The sequence below is a fragment of the Planktotalea sp. genome (assembly GCF_018607995.1).
Lineage (GTDB): Bacteria > Pseudomonadota > Alphaproteobacteria > Rhodobacterales > Rhodobacteraceae > Planktotalea.
In genome coordinates this window covers 81,046-100,317 of record NZ_JABBAL010000037.1, presented here as the reverse complement: position 1 = coordinate 100,317, position 19,272 = coordinate 81,046, and the positions used below count along the sequence as shown (strand labels likewise).

22 protein-coding genes are annotated in these 19,272 nt (G+C 52.8%); 13 read left to right on the top strand and 9 right to left on the bottom strand.

Annotated features, from left to right (window positions below):
* Positions 1-130: 130 nt before the first annotated feature.
* The gene (locus tag QZ280_RS15480) at positions 131-397 is read right to left on the bottom strand and encodes a hypothetical protein (RefSeq protein ID WP_293445932.1); all 267 of its coding nucleotides are present in this window, start codon (positions 395-397) and stop codon (positions 131-133) included.
* A gap of 318 nt (positions 398-715) precedes the next feature.
* Between QZ280_RS15480 and QZ280_RS15475 the strand changes: the two genes are divergently transcribed.
* From QZ280_RS15475 to QZ280_RS15455, 6 genes are all read left to right on the top strand, one after another.
* On the top strand, positions 716-949 hold the full coding sequence (locus tag QZ280_RS15475; protein ID WP_293445930.1) for a hypothetical protein: 234 nt from the start codon (positions 716-718) through the stop codon (positions 947-949).
* A 362-nt stretch (positions 950-1,311) separates the two neighbouring features.
* Positions 1,312-1,485 (top strand): LytTR family transcriptional regulator DNA-binding domain-containing protein, encoded by a 174-nt coding sequence (locus tag QZ280_RS16530; RefSeq protein ID WP_365734865.1) that lies wholly within the window; start codon positions 1,312-1,314, stop codon positions 1,483-1,485.
* Between the two features lie 55 nt (positions 1,486-1,540).
* A complete protein-coding gene (lipB, locus tag QZ280_RS15470; protein ID WP_293445928.1) occupies positions 1,541-2,191 on the top strand; it encodes a lipoyl(octanoyl) transferase LipB in 651 nt (216 codons plus the stop codon).
* A gap of 245 nt (positions 2,192-2,436) precedes the next feature.
* On the top strand, positions 2,437-4,110 hold the full coding sequence (gene ctaD / locus QZ280_RS15465) for a cytochrome c oxidase subunit I (protein ID WP_293445926.1): 1,674 nt from the start codon (positions 2,437-2,439) through the stop codon (positions 4,108-4,110).
* Between the two features lie 110 nt (positions 4,111-4,220).
* A complete protein-coding gene (locus tag QZ280_RS15460) occupies positions 4,221-4,715 on the top strand; it encodes a DUF2244 domain-containing protein (RefSeq protein WP_293445924.1) in 495 nt (164 codons plus the stop codon).
* Between the two features lie 21 nt (positions 4,716-4,736).
* The gene (locus tag QZ280_RS15455; protein ID WP_293445922.1) at positions 4,737-5,648 is read left to right on the top strand and encodes a hypothetical protein; all 912 of its coding nucleotides are present in this window, start codon (positions 4,737-4,739) and stop codon (positions 5,646-5,648) included.
* An 8-nt stretch (positions 5,649-5,656) separates the two neighbouring features.
* Here the strand turns inward: QZ280_RS15455 and QZ280_RS15450 are convergent, their stop codons facing one another.
* Positions 5,657-6,115 (bottom strand): GatB/YqeY domain-containing protein, encoded by a 459-nt coding sequence (locus QZ280_RS15450; RefSeq protein WP_293445920.1) that lies wholly within the window; start codon positions 6,113-6,115, stop codon positions 5,657-5,659.
* Between the two features lie 209 nt (positions 6,116-6,324).
* Here QZ280_RS15450 and carA point away from each other — a divergent pair, with 209 nt between their 5' ends.
* The 3 genes from carA to QZ280_RS15435 all read left to right on the top strand — a co-directional run bounded on the left by carA (position 6,325) and on the right by QZ280_RS15435 (position 9,323).
* Complete coding sequence (carA, locus tag QZ280_RS15445) at positions 6,325-7,512, top strand: glutamine-hydrolyzing carbamoyl-phosphate synthase small subunit (RefSeq protein ID WP_293445918.1); 1,188 nt, start codon at positions 6,325-6,327, stop codon at positions 7,510-7,512.
* Positions 7,513-7,712: 200 nt separating this feature from the next.
* On the top strand, positions 7,713-8,153 hold the full coding sequence (locus tag QZ280_RS15440; protein WP_293445915.1) for a hypothetical protein: 441 nt from the start codon (positions 7,713-7,715) through the stop codon (positions 8,151-8,153).
* Positions 8,154-8,837: 684 nt separating this feature from the next.
* Positions 8,838-9,323, top strand: coding sequence for a glycosyltransferase (locus QZ280_RS15435; protein WP_293445913.1), 486 nt, complete (start codon positions 8,838-8,840; stop codon positions 9,321-9,323).
* A gap of 111 nt (positions 9,324-9,434) precedes the next feature.
* Here QZ280_RS15435 and QZ280_RS15430 read toward each other — a convergent pair whose 3' ends face one another.
* The gene (locus QZ280_RS15430; protein WP_293445911.1) at positions 9,435-10,085 is read right to left on the bottom strand and encodes a GntR family transcriptional regulator; all 651 of its coding nucleotides are present in this window, start codon (positions 10,083-10,085) and stop codon (positions 9,435-9,437) included.
* Between the two features lie 96 nt (positions 10,086-10,181).
* Here QZ280_RS15430 and QZ280_RS15425 point away from each other — a divergent pair, with 96 nt between their 5' ends.
* The gene (locus QZ280_RS15425; RefSeq protein WP_293445909.1) at positions 10,182-10,826 is read left to right on the top strand and encodes a pyrimidine 5'-nucleotidase; all 645 of its coding nucleotides are present in this window, start codon (positions 10,182-10,184) and stop codon (positions 10,824-10,826) included.
* 69 nt (positions 10,827-10,895) lie between these two features.
* Positions 10,896-12,089: a UbiH/UbiF family hydroxylase gene (locus QZ280_RS15420; protein ID WP_293445907.1), complete on the top strand. Its 1,194-nt coding sequence runs from the start codon at positions 10,896-10,898 to the stop codon at positions 12,087-12,089.
* Between the two features lie 42 nt (positions 12,090-12,131).
* Here the strand turns inward: QZ280_RS15420 and QZ280_RS15415 are convergent, their stop codons facing one another.
* The 4 genes from QZ280_RS15415 to QZ280_RS15405 form a co-directional block, all read right to left on the bottom strand.
* Positions 12,132-13,256 carry an aminotransferase class V-fold PLP-dependent enzyme gene (locus tag QZ280_RS15415; RefSeq protein ID WP_293445905.1) on the bottom strand — a complete coding sequence of 375 codons (1,125 nt, stop codon included), beginning with the start codon at positions 13,254-13,256 and terminating at the stop codon, positions 12,132-12,134.
* Positions 13,257-13,318: 62 nt separating this feature from the next.
* Positions 13,319-13,423, bottom strand: a complete 105-nt coding sequence (locus QZ280_RS16525; protein ID WP_365734864.1) for a diguanylate cyclase — start codon at positions 13,421-13,423, stop codon at positions 13,319-13,321.
* Between the two features lie 404 nt (positions 13,424-13,827).
* A complete protein-coding gene (locus tag QZ280_RS15410; RefSeq protein WP_293445902.1) occupies positions 13,828-14,286 on the bottom strand; it encodes an Lrp/AsnC family transcriptional regulator in 459 nt (152 codons plus the stop codon).
* The gene (locus QZ280_RS15405; RefSeq protein ID WP_293445900.1) at positions 14,283-14,738 is read right to left on the bottom strand and encodes an Lrp/AsnC family transcriptional regulator; all 456 of its coding nucleotides are present in this window, start codon (positions 14,736-14,738) and stop codon (positions 14,283-14,285) included. Before QZ280_RS15405 ends, QZ280_RS15410 begins: the two co-directional genes overlap by 4 nt.
* Before the next feature lie 137 nt (positions 14,739-14,875).
* Between QZ280_RS15405 and ilvC the strand changes: the two genes are divergently transcribed.
* A complete protein-coding gene (ilvC, locus tag QZ280_RS15400; protein WP_293445897.1) occupies positions 14,876-15,898 on the top strand; it encodes a ketol-acid reductoisomerase in 1,023 nt (340 codons plus the stop codon).
* Positions 15,899-15,964: 66 nt separating this feature from the next.
* Positions 15,965-16,897, top strand: coding sequence for a DMT family transporter (locus tag QZ280_RS15395; RefSeq protein WP_293445894.1), 933 nt, complete (start codon positions 15,965-15,967; stop codon positions 16,895-16,897).
* On the opposite strand, the gene glmM is transcribed toward QZ280_RS15395, so the two are convergent.
* Together glmM and folP are read right to left on the bottom strand one after the other, a co-directional pair.
* Positions 16,894-18,240, bottom strand: coding sequence for a phosphoglucosamine mutase (glmM, locus tag QZ280_RS15390; RefSeq protein ID WP_293445891.1), 1,347 nt, complete (start codon positions 18,238-18,240; stop codon positions 16,894-16,896). The two genes, QZ280_RS15395 and glmM, sit on opposite strands and share 4 nt — an antisense overlap.
* Positions 18,237-19,250 carry a dihydropteroate synthase gene (gene folP, locus QZ280_RS15385; protein WP_293445888.1) on the bottom strand — a complete coding sequence of 338 codons (1,014 nt, stop codon included), beginning with the start codon at positions 19,248-19,250 and terminating at the stop codon, positions 18,237-18,239. The genes glmM and folP overlap by 4 nt, the downstream gene beginning before the upstream one ends.
* Positions 19,251-19,272: the final 22 nt, after the last annotated feature.

Here is a 19,272-nt window from a genome sequence, read left to right as displayed (position 1 = left end):
CGACCTCAACGCTGCGCGTCTACCAATTCCGCCACGACCGCAAAACCAGCAAGTTTGGGCCGTATAGTGGAGCGTATTTCGCATGCCAAGAGCAAAACGCCGTGAATGTCGCAAAACTTCCAACAAAAGCCTAGATCGTCTGACGCAATCTATTGCGCCAGATCACGAGCGCCACGATCCCCAGGGTAAGAATCGCGACGAAACCTGCAAGCTCAAAGCTTGAAAACAGGATCTGCGACATCATTCTATCCGGCAGCACGGTGAACACCACTGACCCGACAAGACCGCCCATCGCACCCAAGATATGACTCTTATGTGCGTCGATTTTCCCTGCATGCGCCTGCAGCACTGCGCCTATGAAGGAATAAAGCGTCAGTAACGACAGACCATGGATCATAGCTAAACGGGCCTATCAGCCGGATATCCATAATGCCGAATGACCTGATTGCCGTCAGCCCCATCGCCGAGACCCAAACTCGGCCAATGATCTTGTGAAGGCGATCCCCTTTGCGTCGAAGCAACATCACAGGCACAATGCCAAGCGCGATCACTGCGCAAATCACATGTGCTTGTACGATAAGGGGCGCATTCATGAGCGGCGTAATATCCATGTTTAAAATTCTTTTCCTGTTGAATAAACTCGCAGTATGACACTGCAGTGCGCGACGGGTGCCAGCGCGTCATCAGTCTATGCGCCCAGATGCGGAGGTTCTTCGTGACCCACAGCCCCATACAAAACGCGCTTCGTGAAGTGCGAGAAATTTTCAGCCAATCGATCGCGCAAATGATCCTCTGTGCGGTCGTTCTTTTGCTGGCTGTCTCTGGTCCTTTTGGCACGTTGGATGCGATTCCCTTTGGACCAAGGCTGGCCTATTGGGCGGTTACTGTGCCGCTGACTTTTGCAGTTGGTGTTATCACCTCAGCTCGCCATGCATTGTTGAGCTTTTGAGGGGGCAAAACTCCCCGTGGCCCGCGCGGATTGCGGCCCCACTTGCCACCGCGATCTTGGTGGGCCTAATGGTTAGCATGATCAATTGGCTCGCATTCGGGGTACCGCTGCAACCGATGCACATGGGGCCCGTTGTCTTGACCGCCGCGGTGATTGCATTTGTATTTAACAATATCTCCAGCCAGCCAACGCACGCTCAAATCAACACCCCTGAGCCACCCGCCGTATTGCAGCGTCTAGATCTTCATAAACGCGGTGAGTTTATTTCCATGTCTGTGAAGGATCACTATGTGAGGTCACAACAAGCAAGGGCGCATCCCTGATCCTGATGCGCTTGGACGACGCCATGCGTGAAACTGGCGATGTTGGGGGGGGGGCTGCAGATACACCGCTCTCACTGGACTGCAATGCAGCATATCGTCAAAGCGGAGTGCTATGGCGACAAGGCCTTACGGACGCTGTCGGATGGGCGCGTTTTGCCGGCGAGCCGCTCTTGTATCAAAGATTTGAAGGACGCGGGGATCTTACCGGTGTGAGCGCGTGCAGCTTCAAAGAATTGCGCCTGCCCGCCAGCCATTGTAGAGCAGGTCCATGGTAGAGTGGAAAATATCCAAAGGTTTAGTCGACTACAGCGAAGCAGTGGCGCGCATGGAAACGCGCGTGGCACAGATTACTGACGGTACCGCGGATGAGCTGATCTGGCTGCTAGAGCATCCGCCCTTATATACAGCAGGCACCTCTGCGAAGTTGAGCGATCTGACCGATCCTGATCGTTTTCCCGTGCATACCGCTAAGCGTGGCGGTCAATATACCTATCACGGCCCCGGCCAGCGCGTAATCTATGTCATGCTTGATGTGGGCAAACGTGGCCGCGATGTGCGTGACTTTGTTCAAAACCTTGAGGCTTGGGTGATTGCGACTCTCGCCGATTTCAATGTGGTCGGCGAAATGCGCTGTGGCCGCGTTGGGGTTTGGGTGCAAAGGCCAGAGAAACCTTTGCAGGCGAATGGTGAACTGGCCGAAGATAAGATTGCCGCGATTGGGATTCGCTTGCGTAAATGGGTGAGTTTTCACGGCATTTCCATCAACGTGGAGCCAGATCTAGACCATTTCAGTGGAATCGTTCCTTGTGGAATCACGGAGCATGGTGTGACCAGTCTCGTGGATGTGGGCCTTCCCGTGACGATGGACGATTTAGATGTCGCCCTGAGGCGCAATTTTGAGCTGACATTTCCCTCTTAATCGCCTCTTGGGTAAAAAATCTTTTTTCACGCGCCAATCTTAACTAGAAATTTGCACTTCGCGTGCTTTTGAGTGCGCGACAACGCGCAGGTCCTATTTACGGCTCGTACGTGCGACAATTAATGTCCATTAAAGGCGCACTCAGACATTGAACGCGAGGCTGAAGCAAACTAAAACCTGTCGGGAATACCAAGCGCGCGAAGGGACATTTACGCGCTTATTGTACAAATCAGCAGGAGGCACGCATGGCAGACGCAGCCATTCAAGGCCATGAACACGAAGATCAGCGCGGTTTCTTTACCCGCTGGTTCATGTCTACGAACCACAAAGACATCGGTATCCTATACCTTATCACGTCAGCGCTTGTTGGCTTTATTTCAGTCGCTTTCACCGTCTACATGCGCCTTGAGCTTATGGAGCCAGGTGTTCAGTACATGTGTCTTGAAGGCGCGCGTATGTTCGCAGATGCTGCAAGCGAGTGTACGCCCAACGGCCACCTCTGGAACGTTTTGATCACGGGGCACGGCATCTTGATGATGTTCTTCGTGGTGATTCCCGCGCTTTTTGGCGGCTTCGGCAACTATTTCATGCCATTGCAGCTTGGCGCGCCGGATATGGCGTTCCCGCGTTTGAACAACCTGTCTTACTGGATGTATGTTGCGGGTACGGCTCTGGCGGTTTGTTCCGTTCTTGCGCCAGGTGGCAATGACCAGCTTGGCTCGGGCGTTGGCTGGGTTCTGTATCCGCCATTGTCAGTAAACGAAGGCGGCATGTCGATGGATCTCGCGATCTTCGCAGTGCACGTCTCTGGTGCCAGCTCGATCCTTGGTGCGATCAACATGATCACGACGTTCTTGAACATGCGCGCACCAGGCATGACATTGTTCAAAGTGCCATTGTTCTCATGGTCGATATTCGTCACAGCTTGGTTGATCCTTTTGGCGCTTCCAGTGCTTGCGGGCGCGATCACGATGCTTTTGACAGATCGTAACTTTGGTACGACCTTCTTTGATCCAGCAGGTGGTGGTGATCCGATCCTCTACCAGCATATTCTTTGGTTCTTTGGTCACCCTGAAGTTTACATCATCATTTTGCCAGGCTTCGGTATTATCAGCCACGTCATCGCAACGTTTTCCCGCAAACCGGTCTTTGGCTACCTCCCAATGGTTTGGGCGATCATCGCGATTGGTGCATTGGGCTTCGTCGTTTGGGCGCACCACATGTACACAGTTGGTATGTCGTTGACACAGCAGTCCTACTTCATGCTGGCAACGATGGTGATCGCGGTGCCGACTGGTGTTAAGGTCTTCAGCTGGATTGCCACAATGTGGGGTGGCTCGATCGAGTTCAAAACACCCATGCTTTGGGCATTTGGCTTCTTGTTCCTCTTCACAGTTGGCGGCGTTACGGGCATCGTGCTGTCGCAAGCGGCGGTGGATCGTGCGTATCACGACACATACTACGTTGTTGCGCACTTCCACTATGTGATGAGCCTTGGCGCAGTCTTTGCCATCTTCGCGGGCATCTATTTCTACTTCCCCAAGATGACAGGTCGTATGTACCCTGAATGGGCAGGCAAGTTGCACTTCTGGGCGATGTTTATCGGTGCGAACGTGACATTCTTCCCACAGCATTTCTTGGGTCGTCAGGGCATGCCACGTCGCTATATCGATTACCCTGAAGCGTTTGCTTATTGGAACTACGTCTCCTCATGGGGCGCGTTCCTCTCCTTCGCATCCTTCGTCTTCTTCTTTGGCGTTATGTTCTATGCAATCCGCTGGGGCGCACGCGTCACACAGAACAACCCATGGAATGAATATGCGGACACGCTGGAATGGACACTGCCTTGCCCACCCCCAGAGCATACGTTCGAGATCCTTCCAAAGCAGGAAGAATGGGACAAAACACCGGCGCACTAAAGTCAAGTTAATTTGAAGATTTACAAAGCCCCAGCGTATCCCGCTGGGGCTTTCTTTTTGGTAAAGCACCGCTAAGTCTGAAGCATCAAAGAAAATAACCGGAAACGCCCATGCCCTATCAGTGGTCTGAAACTTCACAGCTTGATAAAGTTCAAACCTTGACCCTCTGGCCGCACCAATCTTTGCAACCAAAGGGCCTGGCTGCTTTTGTTCTGGCAACATTTACAATGATCACTTTGCCATTGTTCGGGCTGTTAGGAACGACACTGCTTTGGGGCCTGCTCCCCTTTCTTATGATCGCCGTGCTAGGGATTTGGTACGCGCTAAGCCGGTCTCAAAAAGATCGTAGCATTCTAGAAGTTCTGACAATTTCACCCGATGAAACACGGCTTGTGCGGCACAATCCACGGACCAATGTGCAAGATTGGATTTGCAACACCTATTGGGTCAGACCGACCTTGCACCGAAGCGATGGTCCAATGCCAAACTATGTCACAATGCTTGGCAATGGCCGCGAGGTTGAAATCGGTGCTTTTCTAAGCGAAGAGGAACGGCTCGCGCTTTATGCAAATTTGTGCGAAATGCTTAGCAGTCACACACGATAACGCCCCTTTGGAAACGCCGTCATGTCCCAAACCCCCGCAATTCCTAAGAAAACTAGATTTTTGCAACTTCTGGCGATCAAGCTTTTGGGCAGGCCGTTGCAGCTTGGCACAAACAACCCTGTTGAAACGACGGCAATGACGCTGTGCTCTGAAAAACAGGGCGAGACTTGGAACGCGCCTGAACATGTTACGTTTCTTATTCCCCTCGTCGGGCCGGACATGGTTCAAGACTGGTCCGTCGTTGAGCGGTTGTTAAACACCACACTCTCAAGCTTCGCCACGCAGACCAACCACAATTGGCGCGCTGTAGTCTGCTGTCAGGTCGCCCCTGATCTTCCTGATGATGCGCGCGTGAGCTACCTCCAATTTGATCGCGACGTCGTTGGAAATGATAAGTGGTCAAAGCTGTCAGAGCTGTATAAACATCTCTCTGGTTCAGCGAAGGGCGCGGGTCTTTGCATGACATTTGACGCGGACGACATTGCGCATCCCGAATTGGTGGAGACGCTTTTAACGAACCCAACAGGATCACTCATGACCCATGGCATTGTGCATGACGTTCAAAGGGATCGACTTGCGCAAGCCAGCCCGCAAACGCTTTTCCAGCCTGGTGCTAAAGCATTTTGGAAACTTTGCGGATCCTGTGCAGCCCTGCCGTATGATGTAGACCAAGATACGTTCGCGCTTCAAATGAAATTTATGTCTCATCTCTGCCAACACGAACATAGGATGGTTCCGTATCTCGCAGCGCTTGGTGGACATTCATTGAAAAAGCAAAAACAGTCTCTTGTGCTCTATCTGCTGAACCATGGTGAGAATTTTGGCGCGCGCAGGGGGCGCGTGAATTTTAAGACGCGTTTTGTTGATAGATTTGAGATCATGGACGAGACGAAACTGAAAGTGATCCGCTCGCATTTCAACTTAGCGAAATGAACTGACCTTTAGCCCGCACAAAGCCGATCTTTGACCACAGGTCCAACCGCGCCAAAATCCATCTGACCGGTGTAACGCGATTTAAGAATCCCCATCACCTTGCCCATATCACGAATTGATTCTGCACCGACCTCAGCGATCGCGCTGTTCACAGCCTCTGTAGATTCTTCATCACTTAGTTGACGCGGCAAGAATTCTTCGATCACCGTAATCTCGGCACGCTCTCGTTCAGCGAGGTCTATGCGCCCTCCCTCTTCGTATGCACGCGCGCTCTCAAGCCGTTGCTTCGCCATTTTCCCAAGGATGGCTAGGACTTCACCCTCGGCTACGCCTTCATCTTGGCCCTCGGAACGTGCTGCGATATCACGATCTTTGATTGCAGCATTAATCAAACGCAGCGTCGAGAGCCTATCGGCCGCCTTGTCGCGCATGGCTTGTTTGAGTGACTTGTTAATTTTGTCTCGCATAGCGTGCTCCGAACCCATCCCCTGGTTGGTGAGAGCCCTGGACCATAGTGAATGCCGCGTCTTCGTGCAAGAGAAGCATTTTTATTTAAAGTACTGATATAAAAGGATTTCGTTTTTTAGACTTTCCCTTGACCTCATGCTTGCAGGAACATAGTTTCGCGCAGATTTATCTCGCGTTTTAGCGCGTTCAGACCTTGGGGAACTGCCACATGCCCACATCTGCTCAAACACTGACTGCACCAAATTTCAACTTGAAACCAACCGCTTGTATAGCACTTGCTGATGGTACGGTGTTTTACGGCCACGGATTTGGCGCAACGGGAACGACTGTCGCGGAACTTTGCTTCAACACGGCGATGACCGGCTACCAAGAAATCATGACCGATCCCTCCTATGCGGGGCAAATCGTGACTTTCACCTTCCCCCACATCGGCAACACGGGCACCAACGTTGAGGACGACGAAACAGCAGATCCCGTTGCTGCGGGCATGGTGGTGAAGTGGAACCCGACCGAAGCTTCAAACTGGCGCAACACGCAAGAATTAGGCGGCTGGCTTGCCGCGCGAGGCCGCATCGCGATTGGTGGTGTCGATACACGCCGCTTGACGCGGATGATCCGTCAACAGGGTGCTCCCCACGCGGCAATTGCGCATGATCCCGACGGTAGTTTTGATGTTGAGGCTTTGGTCGCGCAGGCAAAATCGTTTAGCGGGCTTGAGGGCTTGGATCTCGCTAAAGAAGTCACTTGTGCGCAAAGCTATCGCTGGAATGAAATGCGGTGGGCGTGGCCGGATGGGTATCCGACGCAAACCGCGCCACAGCATAAGGTAGTGGCTATCGATTTCGGTGCCAAACGCAATATCCTGCGGTGCCTCGCGTCTGTGGGTTGCGATGTGACCGTTTTGCCAGCGACAGCTACGGCAGAAGACGTTTTGGCACATAATCCAGATGGTGTTTTCCTGTCCAACGGTCCGGGTGATCCCGCCGCAACGGGTACCTATGCGGTGCCTATGATCCAAGAGATATTGGAGCAAAAGGATCTACCAGTGTTTGGAATTTGCCTCGGACATCAGATGCTTGCCCTCGCAGTTGGCGCAAAAACAATCAAGATGGGCCATGGCCACCACGGTGCGAACCACCCTGTTAAAGATCATGATACGGGCAAGGTTGAAATCACGTCGATGAACCATGGATTTGCGGTAGACAGTCAAACGCTGCCGGACGGCGTCATTGAAAGCCACATTTCGCTATTTGACGGTTCTAATTGCGGTATCCGCCTCGCGGATCGGCCCGTCTATTCTGTACAACATCATCCAGAGGCAAGCCCGGGTCCACAGGACAGTTTCTATCTGTTCGAACGCTTCGCGCAGTTCATGGCAGACAAGAAATCCGCCTAAGGCCATTAACCAACGCAGCATCATAAACGTCATGTTATGTTAAGAAACTTGGCGTTCATATGAACACTTCCCAAATCCGTCTGGTTGACTCTAGTGGACGCGCTCAGCGGCCTCACACCAAGCAGCCGCTCGGACGTTTATTTATCGACCGTGGCCTGATCAAAACGTCAGACTTGCTGCTCGCGTTCGGACATCAATGTATGAATGATGTCAAAGTTGGCCATATGCTCGTCTCGCAAGGCCAAATTAGCGAAGAGAGTCTATACGAAACACTTGCGATTCAGAACGTGCTCCCTTTCATAGACATGCAATCGGATTTACCTGATTTGACACCGCAAGCTGACATGGATCCGCACCAATGCCTACGCTTGCAATGCGTACTGCGGCGCAGGGAAGGTGAAGCCACGATCCTTGCCACAAGTTCCCTTGAGCAATTTAAAAATTCCAAGGCAACCCTGCCCGCTCATCTACATCCGGTGAAAATGGCGATAGCGACACGCAGCCATATCACCGAAACCACTCGCGTGGGCGCAAGCACGATCATGGCGATGAAGGCCGAGACACGTGTGCCAGAAGATCTAAGCTGTCGTAGTTTGCCCGCCGAAATCAAAACTTGCCTCGTTTGGCACTACCCATGTTGATTTTTGCGCTACCATTGCAATGGCTCACTTTCGCCGGGCTATATCGAGTGATCTTTGGCTTTGCAGTGGTCATGGTCTTCACAGATATCGTAATCAAGAGTGCAGCGGCGTTCATTCAGCTCTTTGTAAAAGAACCAAAAAACAAAGCCGAGCGGCACCGACGACAAAACTTCCAAGGGTCAGTTTTCTCATCCCACTTCACAATGAAACGGAAATCATAGAAGCCCTCCTTCGCCACCTTGGCATGCTGACCTACCCGAAGACCCTACTCGACCTGATCTTGATCGTAGAAGCAAACGACACACCGACCCGTTCACATCATGAGACCACAAATCTGCCCAATTGGATGCCCATTTTGGTTGTGTCTCCTGGGAGGATCACCACAAATCCACGCGCAATGAACTATGCGCTGCAGTTTTGTCGCGGCGATATCATCGGGATCTATGACGCAAAAGATGCGCCCAATCCTGTGCAACTCTTAGACGTTGTCGAGCTATTCGCGCGAACATCTGAAAAACCGCATGTATTCAAGAATTTTTGGATCTTTATAATGCGCGTTCCAACGCGCTCTCGCGTTTCTTTGCTATCGCAATATGCAACGTGGTTTCGGTTGATCCTACCTAGTATCGCACGCATGGGGTTTGCAATTCCACTTGGCGAAACCAGCGCATTTTTTGCCGTAACGTGTTTGGGAAATTAAACGGATGGGACGCGCATAACGTCACAGAAGACGCGGATCTTGGTATCCACTTGGCGCGCGCGCGCTATCAGACCACGCTCATCTCGTCGGTGACGTTGGAAGAAGCCAACAACACAGCGTGGCCATGGATCAAGCAACGCTCACGCTGGTTGAAGGGCTACCTCATCACCTATTTCACCCAAATGCGCCGCCCATTTCGCCTCCTGTTCGAACTTGGCGCATGGAAAATCTTGGGCTTTCAGGCATTTTTCCTGTCGTCCATCAGCCAGTACATGTTAGCGCTACTGATCTGGTCCTTCATGGCATTGTATTTTGGCGCACCACAGTGGGTGGATGCGGCACTGCCAGCGGAATTTCTGAACACCATAATGGTGGCTTTCATCGTGATGTGGTTCACAAGTACGACGGTCTATATCGTTGTCGCCTCAGGGGAATTACATCACTATTTGATCCCGTGGACCCCTTCATGAGCGCTTATATGGCCCTAGGTACACTCGCAATTTACAAGGGCGCGTGGGAACTCATCACCAAGCCGTTCTATTGGGAAAAATCGCGCATGGGCACAGAGATGTTGAAATCGTTCACTCAAATTCAGAGGAAGCGGAATCCAGTTTGAGCCTTGTGACAAAGGCTACCGAAATATGATCCCGTAGAGCTTTTCCAGCGGCTTCTTGATCGCCTTTCGCGATGGCTTCGACGATTGAATGATGTTCCTCCATCGCAACTTCACCTCGCCCCTCCGCAGCAAGCGACGTGGTTGCCATCAGCGCCATTGAGCGGTGCACAAGATCGAGTTGACGCACAAGAAATCTATTGTGCGAAGCAAGATGGATCTGTTTGTGAAACCGTCGGTTCGCACGCGAAAGTGCCGCAGGATCATCCGTAAGCTTGCGATCCGCCTCAACCATTTCACGCAGAACCAATATTTCCTCTGCGCTCGCATGCTGCGCCGCAAGACGCGCAGCGAGGCCTTCCAACTCTGATCGCACAACATAAAGCTCTGACATTTGATTGTGAGAGAGTGAGGCAACAATCAGACTGCGCCCATCTCGCACTAACAGGTTTTGCGTCTCAAGCCGTTGTAAAGACTCACGAATTGGCGTGCGGGAAACACCAAATCGGTCTGCTAAATCGCTCTCCACCAAGCGATCACCGGGCTTGAATACGCCGATATCAATGGCTTCCAGAATGAGAGAATAAGCATCAGTTTGCCCTGTGCGCGTTTGGTTCATACCACTTCCCTCTGTCCGACTTTGGCAAAGCCTATGCGCAGCCTTGGTTTTGATCAACCTGTTGTCGCGCTTTGGGTTTCCAGTTAGTTTCAACACATGACAAAATCCCATTTTTCCGATGTGACCACATGGGTCTTTGACCTTGATAATACGCTCTATCCGCCGCACATGCGCCTGCTTGATCAGATCGAAGTGCGTATGACCGCTTATGTGATGGAAGAATTGAATGTGGACCGCGCGCGCGCGGATTACTTGCGCGAACACTATTGGCGCACCCATGGCACTACGCTTGCCGGGTTGATGCGCGAACACAACGTTGATCCGGCGCCCTACCTGACAGATGTGCATGACATTGACTTTACAGTGCTTTCGCCGGATTTCTCACTGCGCGACGCAATCAAAGCGTTGCCAAATCGCAAGATCGTTTACACCAATGGATGCGCGCCCTACGCTGAAAACGTGCTCAAAGCGCGCGGCTTAAGCGGTGTATTCGATGCTGTCTATGGGGTAGAGCACGCGGATTTTCATCCCAAGCCGGACAGTGCAGCCTTTGAAACGGTCTTTACCAAGGACGGAGTTTTGACAAAAACAGCCGCGATGTTCGAAGATGATCCACGCAATCTGACCGTGCCACATGCGCTCGGAATGCGGACGGTCCATGTGGCACCAGAGGCCGTATCACAGGACCATATTCAATATCACACGGCAGATTTGGCAACATTCTTGCGCGCTCTGGTGTGAAATTGCGGCGATTTGCCCGTGGAAAACTACGCGCAAACGCCTATCTCTAGGACATAAGCGGAGGCGAGAATGGATTACGATATCATCATTTCCGGCGGCGGCATCGCGGGCCTGACCGCAACCGCTGCATTGGCGAGAGCTGGCTTTGACGTGCTTTGTGTAGACTCCACGCCGCCGGTCACTGAGCGCAATGCGACGGGTGCAGACCTGCGCAGCACAGCGTTTTTACAGCCTGCGCGTCAGCTTCTTGATGATATCGGCCTTTGGGATCGCCTATCTGCCCATGCCACCCCTTTGCAAATCATGCGCATTATTGATGCAGGCGGGCCGGTGTCTGAGCCGCGTATGTCTAAGGAATTCAACGCCGCAGATATTTCAGAGCTGCCTTTCGGGTGGAACCTGCCCAACTGGCTGTTGCGTCGCGAAATGGCTACGCATCTGAAAACGTTGTCGAATGTGACTTACAGAACGGGTGTCGGTGCGAAAACCCTGTTCACACGCACCGGCGAAGCGCGTGTTGGTCTAAGCGATGGAACGCGCGTTCGTACGCGGCTTGTGATCGCTGCAGACGGGCGCGGATCGCCTATGCGTGAGACCGCTGGAATAGACGTGAAAACGACACGATATGGCCAGAAGGCGCTAGCCTTCTCCGTTACTCACACAGAGCCGCATGAGAATGTCTCAACTGAGATTCACCGCACAGGCGGTCCTTTCACCTTGGTTCCATTGCCTGATTTTGAAGGCAAACACAGCTCCGCAATTGTGTGGATGGAGGACGGCGCGAAAGCGAAAGCGCTCGCCGAACTGGACGTGGCCCGCTTTGAAGAGACTATGAATGTGCGATCTTGCGGTGTTCTGGGTCAGCTCACCCTAAATTCTGAACGAACGATTTGGCCGATCATCAGTCAACACGCAGAGCGTTTGAGCGGCGAGCGCATCGCCTTGATCGCGGAAGCTGCGCATGTGTTGCCGCCAATTGGCGCTCAAGGCTTGAACATGTCGCTCGGTGATATTCGAACGCTGCGAGATTTGGCGCTGGCGCGACCTGAGCGTCTGGGTGATGCGGAAATGCTTGCGGCGTATCACAGCGCGCGCATCACAGATATTCGCACGCGCATTGCGGGGATTACATTGCTTAACCGCACATCGATGCTAAGTGCGCCACCGTTAAGAGATGCGCGCGCAGCAGGACTGAACGCACTCTATAGCTTTGCGCCCCTTAGGAAATCGATCATGCAACTTGGCCTTGGTGCGCGCGGGTAAAACTAGCCTTACGTGCTAAGCACGTAAGGCAAAGGTGCTTGGTTAAAGAACTTGATCAAGTACTTTTCGCAGACGTCCCATCGTGCCGTCCACATCATAAAGCTTGTCGAGACCGAACAGACCCAAACGGAACGTACGAAAATCATCCGGCTCATCACACTGCAAAGGAACGCCCGCCGCAATTTGCATACCAAGGGCGGAAAACTTGCTGCCATTCTGAACCGCAGGATCATCCGTGTAGCTGACCACAACCCCCGGCGCACCAAATCCATCTGCCGCAACGGATGTAATCCCCTTTCCCTTTAGATACGCGCGTACTTCGTTGCCAAGTTGCCATTGCGCATCGTGCAACTTATCAAATCCGTAGTCTTTCGTTTCCAACATCGTATCGCGGAACGCACGCAAGGCATCCGTTGGCATTGTCGCGTGATAGGCATGGCCGCCGTTTTCATAGGCTTGCATGATCTGATGCCATTTCTTCAAATCAATCGCGAAACTGTCAGATGTGGTCTCTTCCAACCGCGCAACCGCGCGTTCTGACAACATCACAAGCCCCGCAGAGGGCGAAGCTGACCAGCCTTTTTGCGGCGCGGAGATCAATACGTCTACGCCCGTCGCTTTCATATCGATCCACGCACAACCCGAGGCGATGCAATCCAAAACCATCAACGCACCTACGTCATGCGCGGCTGTGGCTAGTGCTGTGACGTAGTCATCGGGCAAGATCACCCCCGCCGAAGTTTCTACGTGTGGCGCGAAAACGATCGCAGGTTTCTCCGCGTGAATCGCTGCCACAACCTCATCAATGGGGGCCGGAGCGAAAGGTGCGCGTGTATCGTTGCCCGTTTGGCGCGCTTTCATTACCGTGCACTTTTGCGTCAAACCACCAGTTTCAATGATCTGACTCCACCGATAAGAAAACCAGCCGTTGCGCACGACCAGCACATCCGCACCGCGCGCAAACTGACGTGCCACCGCTTCCATCCCGTAGGATCCGCCACCAGGGATCAGCACAACCGCCTCTGCTTGATACACGTCTTTCAACATTGACGAGATATCGGTCATCACAGTTTGGAACGACTGTGACATCGAGTTCAGGGATCGATCTGTAAATACTACGCTGAATTCTTCCAGACCCGTCGGGTCCACGTTTTCAAGCAATGCCATAGCATGCGCCTCCAAATTTGACTTTCATCCTAGATAAAAAACCATGCGGGGAAAGGCAAAGTTTACTTTCGCATACACTGCAAAATCTGCGCGGCATGCTTGATCACCGGATCTCCCATAAGATGCCCGTGTGTGTCATTCATTTTCTTGAGAAAATTGATGTCCATCATCAAGGACTCCCCTTAGGCGTCCGGCTCATCGCTTCAACATTCGAAAAAATGATCGCGCGTTGAGACGTCGGTCAAACGATCTCGCGCCACCGAACAGCTGAGTTCTTCGTTGAGCGGGTGCACCTTGAGAACTTGTTTGGAAAATTGGCTCACTGTGAGCGATGAGATGGAAATCGTCATCAGCCACAGAAACGTTAACTCCTACATCCATTCAGAGCGCGGATATAACGCCATGATCAAAAGCGCTAGAACGATTGTGATGAGCCAAACATCCTTTGGTGTGGCAATCGAAAACATCTGTTAGCCCCTCAAGCATAGGAGCTAAGATGCGCTATGGTCGGAGCTTTTCTGCGCTTTGGCTGTGGTTGAAAAGTGACTTAGATATATGTTTTCATGAAATTTCACCCTAATGGACCAGGCCTGCGCTCTTCGCTGAGCAAGACATTCGCCTCCACATCCCCTGCCCCTGGCAAGGTCATGATGCGACGGCGCAAAACCCGCTCGAAATCGGGAATGTCGCGGGCCACAACACGCAAGCGGTAGTCATACATCCCAAGCACATGTTCAATTGTTTGCACTTCGGGGATCGCGCTCACCGCGCGCTCGAAGTCCTCAAGGCTGACGCGACCTTTGGTGGCAAGCTTCACCCCCAAGAAACCCGTCACCCCAAACCCGAGTTTTTCCGCATCCAAAACCAAGCGCCGTGCCCGAAACGCGCCCGCGTCTTGCAAGCGCTTAACACGACGCCACATTGCGGGTTGCGACATGTCGAACCGCCGGCCTAATGCGCCCGCCCCAAGTGTCGCATCTTCAGCCAAGGCACGTAGGATCTTGCGGTCGATTGCGTCAAGCTCGATCATAGGGGAAGACCTTCTGATTGCTTGATCCGCGCCACATGCATCAGTGCTTCGATGTCGGCGATATGCGGCAGGCCTAAAATTTGTTCGCGGTAGATTTGCTGATAGTGGCCCATGTCCCGCGAAATAACGGAAAGACGCACGTCAACACGGCCAAGGAACGTTTGGATCTCGATCACATGGCGTACTTCGCGAGCTGCTTCGATGAAATCATCAAAAGCGCGAGTTTGCGTCTTATCGAGCGTGATGCGCAAGCTGACCTCTACCGCATACCCCAACGCCTGCCAGTCAATGACGGCTTGTTGGCCCTTCAAGACCCCGCTCGCCTGCATCTTTTCAATCCGGCGATAGCAAGTGGCGCTGGTCAGATCGCAACGCACGGCGAGTTCGGCGTTTGGCAGTTCTGGCGCTGCCTGCATTTGTCGCAATATGCGCCGGTCCACGTCATCAAGCATGAATTTCTTGAGTTACCTTAATTTGAAGAATGAAAAATTCGATAAACATTAATTATATCACCAACTATGAAAGTTCAACGCCACAAACCCTGTAGTTTGCACCCAATATCTGATTCCAATCAAAAAGGACGAATAACATGCGCGTTTATTATGATCGTGACTGCGACGTTAACCTCATCAAAGAAGCCAAAGTAGCGATTCTCGGCTATGGCTCCCAAGGTCACGCACATGCGTTGAACCTGCGTGACAGCGGCGCGAAGAACGTCGTTGTGGCTTTGCGCGAGGGCTCCCCGTCCAAAGCAAAAGCTGAAGGCGAAGGCCTCAAAGTTATGGAAATCGCTGAAGCTGCGGCTTGGGCGGACGTGATCATGTTCACAATGCCCGACGAACTTCAGGCAGACACATACAAAAAGTACGTACACGACAACATCCGTGAAGGCGCAGCAATCGCGTTCGCCCACGGTCTCAACGTACACTTCGGCTTGATCGAGCCAAAAGAAGGCATCGACGTCATCATGATGGCGCCAAAAGGCCCAGGCCACACAGTGCGCGGCGAATACACCAAGGGCGGCGGTGTGCCATGCCTCGTTGCTGTAGACAAAAACGCATCCGGCAAAGCGCTGGAAATCGGCTTGTCCTATTGCTCCGCAATCGGCGGCGGTCGTTCCGGCATTATCGAAACGGACTTCCGTGAAGAGTGCGAAACAGACCTCTTCGGTGAGCAGGCTGTTCTTTGCGGTGGTATCGTTGAACTCATTCGCATGGGCTTCGAGACACTTGTTGAAGCAGGCTACGAGCCTGAGATGGCGTATTTCGAATGCTTGCACGAGACAAAGTTGATCGTGGACCTGATCTATGAAGGCGGCATCGCGAACATGGATTACTCCATCTCCAACACCGCTGAATACGGTCAGTACGTCTCTGGCCCACGCATCTTGCCATACGACGAGACAAAGGCCCGCATGAAAGCAGTTCTGAGCGACATTCAGTCTGGCAAGTTCGTACGCGACTTTATGCTTGAGAACGCTGTTGGTCAGCCAACAATCAAGTCTTCGCGCCGCGCTAACGACGAGCACGAGATCGAAGTCGTCGGCGGCAAGCTGCGTGACATGATGCCTTGGATTTCCGCAGGCAAGATGGTCGACAAAGCGAAGAACTAAGCGCTTTCAAAACCGGTACAAAATAGTGATTGACCCCAGCCTCGGCTGGGGTCACCTCTTTTGCATATGAGCGACGCGCCAACCCCCGACAATCCAGGCCTTTTGAACTGGTTTTTGATCATCTTTCTTGGTGTGATTTGGGGTGCTGCGTTTATGGCGATTAGCACCGCATTAGAGGGATATGGGCCACGGCTTTTCACGGCGAGTAGGCTCGCGGGCGCAGCAATTGTGCTGAATATTCTTGGCGTATTTATCGGGCAACCCATTACAGCAATTCACAAAACTGCGGGAAAACGTGGATGGCTGTTCATAAGCTTGATTGGAACAATCGCTTTGGCGATGCCGCTATCCATGCTGTCATGGGGCCAACAACATGTGCCTTCCGCCTTTGCTGGCGTCGCGATGAGCACGGTGCCGATCTTAGTACTCCCTCTTGTCTATATCTTTTCACCCGAAGAAGGCATCGGACCCCGCCGTGTGATTGGCATGATCATCGGCTTTATCGGGTTAATCGTCCTCGTCGGACCCGGAGCTTTTTCATCAAGCCAAAGCGATCTCGTTTTGTGGGGTCGCATCGCTTGTATCGTCTGCGCCTGCGGGTATGCGATCGGCTCGGTTCTGACACGTCGCGCGCCAAAGATGCCACCGATTGCATTTGCTGCGGGAACGATGACCGTAGCCGCAGCGATCACCGTGTCTTTTGGATTGCTTACGGAGCCTTTGCCGAGCACGCTTCCATTTACACCAACTTCCGCATTGATCTACGCAGCCCTCCTACCAACGGCACTTGGCGCGATCATCCGCGTGCGAGTGATCACCACGGCGGGGTCACTTTTCATGAATATCACCAGCTATATGGTGCCAATCTGGTCTGTCATCTTCGGGATCACGTTGATGGGTGAGGACCTACCAGCGCAGCTCTACACGGCTCTGGCACTGGTCCTTCTAGGCATTTTCATCAGTCAAAGTCGTGCGATTCTGGCTGCGCTGAGACGCTAGGCCGTCGCACGCGCCACTTCGTCGACGATCCGCTCGACTACATCCTTCAGCAAATCAGGGTCCTCGGATTCCGCCATCACACGGATCAGCGGCTCAGTTCCTGATTTACGAATAAGCAAGCGCCCCTTACCGCTAAGATCTTTTTCAGCCCCCGCAATGACAGACTGCACTTTGCTGTCCTCCAAGGGGGTCTGACCCACTGCATATCGCACATTTTGAAGCATCTGGGGCACCGGTTCAAAAACAGAAATAAGCTCGGACGCTTTGCGCCCCGTGCGGGCCAAATCACCCAAGAACTGCAAGCCCGCCATAAGCCCGTCACCTGTCGTGGCGTAATCCGTCATCACGATGTGACCCGACTGTTCGCCGCCTAGATTAAAACCCTTTTTTCGCATCTCTTCAACGACATAACGATCGCCCACGCCTGTACGTGCGAGGGTTAAACCATTGTTTTCAAGATGCCGTTCTAGTCCGAGATTGGACATCACAGTCGCTACCAAAGTATTGCCCTTAAGACGGCCTTCTTCAGCCCAGCGACCTGCAATAAGTCCCATAAATTGATCGCCGTCCGCGACTTTTCCGGTCTCGTCCAGAATGATGCAACGATCAGCATCACCATCCAGACATATCCCAACATGGGCACCATGCGCGATCACGGTCTCAGAGGCGGTCATCGGCTTGGTCGAGCCACAATTGTCGTTGATATTATAACCGTTTGGTGACACGCCAACCGGGATCACCTCTGCGCCAAGTTCCCACAGCACTTCGGGCGCTGCGCGGTAGGCTGCACCATTCGCGCAATCGATGACAACTTTCATACCACCCAGCGAAAGATTGCTCGGGAAAGCCGCTTTGACGCGCTCATTATAGCGAGAGCGGCCATCATAAATATGACGCGTACGGCCAATTTTCATTGGCTCAACCAAGTCTACGCCAGAGGCGACGAGCTCTTCAATCTCCATCTCTGCCTCGTCCGAAAGTTTAAAACCATCTGGGCCAAAAAACTTGATACCGTTGTCTTCATGCGGATTGTGGCTGGCCGAAATCATGATTCCCAAATCCGCACGCATTGAGGGCGTCAACATGCCAACCGCTGGGGTCGGGATTGGGCCCATCAAAAACACGCTCATCCCCGTCGAGGTCAGGCCCGCCGTCAGCGCACTTTCGAGCATATAACCAGAGCGGCGGGTGTCTTTGCCGATAACGACACGGTGCACACTAGAATGGTTGCGGCGAAAGTAAATGCCCGCCGCTGCGCCAATACGCAGTGCCATTTCTGCGGTCATGGGATAGGTATTGGCTTTGCCGCGTACGCCGTCTGTGCCAAATAGTTTTCTGCTCATGAATCTAGTCCTGTCGTCGCGGCCTGAAATAAGGCCAGTGCTTGTCGAGTTTGCGAAACATCGTGCACTCTCAAAATGTGAACACCTTGTTGGACCGCAGCCAAACCAACTGCAATCGAGCCAGGCGCGCGATCTTCTGCTTTAGGCGCTTGTCCGATGTCGCGAATAAATCCTTTGCGCGACGCGCCAAGCATCACTGCACAGCCTAAGCCATGAAACAGCGATAATCCACGAATAAGCGCAAGGTTGTGACTTTGGGTTTTCCCAAACCCAAGGCCCGGATCCACAATGATCTGATTGCGCGATAAACCAAAACCCATCGCAACTTCGATTTGCTCCGCCAAAACATCAAACACATCCAAAAGCACATCATCATAGTGCGGTGCATCTTGCATGGTTTCCGGCAGGCCTTGCGCATGCATCAAACACACAGGTGCGGCGTGCTTGGCGCACAAGGGTCCAAGGCCAGGATCAAACTTGAAGCCCGAGACATCGTTCACGATATTTACACCTGCAGCCAGCGCTGCATCGGCAACACGGGCTTTGCGCGTATCAATCGACATCGGCATACCAAGCGTTTTGCGGATCGCTTCAATAACGGGAACCGTGCGTGCAATTTCTGCCTCATAAGGTACTTCCAAAGCACCGGGCCGTGTACTTTCACCGCCTATATCGATCAAATGCGCGCCTTCGTTTTGCATCTTGAGTGCCACGCGCACCGCTTTCGCCGGCGCATTATGCGCGCCACCATCCGAAAAACTATCCGGCGTCACGTTCAGGATGCCCATGATCACGGGATTGGCGAAATCGAGGCCCGCAATTGAGTGTCTTAGGTTGCCCACAAGATCACGCCACTCCTGGGAGGTCTCTGAAACGGGAATAATTTGGGCCGCGTCGGTGCGGCTCAAACGCTCAACATGTGTAAACCAACTGCGGGTGCCAGCCAAAGTTAGCGCATCACTTGGACGCGCGTCCCCCATTTGGGCGAGTGGCCTAAAATAGTCGATCATATTAGGATCCGTATTCTGAATT

Coding starts and splice junctions, on each gene's coding strand:
- QZ280_RS15480 (WP_293445932.1), bottom strand. CDS start 397: ATGATCCATGGTCTGTCGTTACTGACGCTTTATTCCTTCATAGGCGCA.
- QZ280_RS16530 (WP_365734865.1), top strand. CDS start 1,312: ATGTTGGGGGGGGGGCTGCAGATACACCGCTCTCACTGGACTGCAATG.
- lipB (WP_293445928.1), top strand. CDS start 1,541: ATGGTAGAGTGGAAAATATCCAAAGGTTTAGTCGACTACAGCGAAGCA.
- ctaD (WP_293445926.1), top strand. CDS start 2,437: ATGGCAGACGCAGCCATTCAAGGCCATGAACACGAAGATCAGCGCGGT.
- QZ280_RS15460 (WP_293445924.1), top strand. CDS start 4,221: ATGCCCTATCAGTGGTCTGAAACTTCACAGCTTGATAAAGTTCAAACC.
- QZ280_RS15455 (WP_293445922.1), top strand. CDS start 4,737: ATGTCCCAAACCCCCGCAATTCCTAAGAAAACTAGATTTTTGCAACTT.
- QZ280_RS15450 (WP_293445920.1), bottom strand. CDS start 6,115: ATGCGAGACAAAATTAACAAGTCACTCAAACAAGCCATGCGCGACAAG.
- carA (WP_293445918.1), top strand. CDS start 6,325: ATGCCCACATCTGCTCAAACACTGACTGCACCAAATTTCAACTTGAAA.
- QZ280_RS15440 (WP_293445915.1), top strand. CDS start 7,713: ATGAATGATGTCAAAGTTGGCCATATGCTCGTCTCGCAAGGCCAAATT.
- QZ280_RS15430 (WP_293445911.1), bottom strand. CDS start 10,085: ATGAACCAAACGCGCACAGGGCAAACTGATGCTTATTCTCTCATTCTG.
- QZ280_RS15425 (WP_293445909.1), top strand. CDS start 10,182: ATGACAAAATCCCATTTTTCCGATGTGACCACATGGGTCTTTGACCTT.
- QZ280_RS15420 (WP_293445907.1), top strand. CDS start 10,896: ATGGATTACGATATCATCATTTCCGGCGGCGGCATCGCGGGCCTGACC.
- QZ280_RS15415 (WP_293445905.1), bottom strand. CDS start 13,256: ATGGCATTGCTTGAAAACGTGGACCCGACGGGTCTGGAAGAATTCAGC.
- QZ280_RS16525 (WP_365734864.1), bottom strand. CDS start 13,423: ATGGACATCAATTTTCTCAAGAAAATGAATGACACACACGGGCATCTT.
- QZ280_RS15410 (WP_293445902.1), bottom strand. CDS start 14,286: ATGATCGAGCTTGACGCAATCGACCGCAAGATCCTACGTGCCTTGGCT.
- QZ280_RS15405 (WP_293445900.1), bottom strand. CDS start 14,738: ATGCTTGATGACGTGGACCGGCGCATATTGCGACAAATGCAGGCAGCG.
- ilvC (WP_293445897.1), top strand. CDS start 14,876: ATGCGCGTTTATTATGATCGTGACTGCGACGTTAACCTCATCAAAGAA.
- QZ280_RS15395 (WP_293445894.1), top strand. CDS start 15,965: ATGAGCGACGCGCCAACCCCCGACAATCCAGGCCTTTTGAACTGGTTT.
- glmM (WP_293445891.1), bottom strand. CDS start 18,240: ATGAGCAGAAAACTATTTGGCACAGACGGCGTACGCGGCAAAGCCAAT.
- folP (WP_293445888.1), bottom strand. CDS start 19,250: ATGATCGACTATTTTAGGCCACTCGCCCAAATGGGGGACGCGCGTCCA.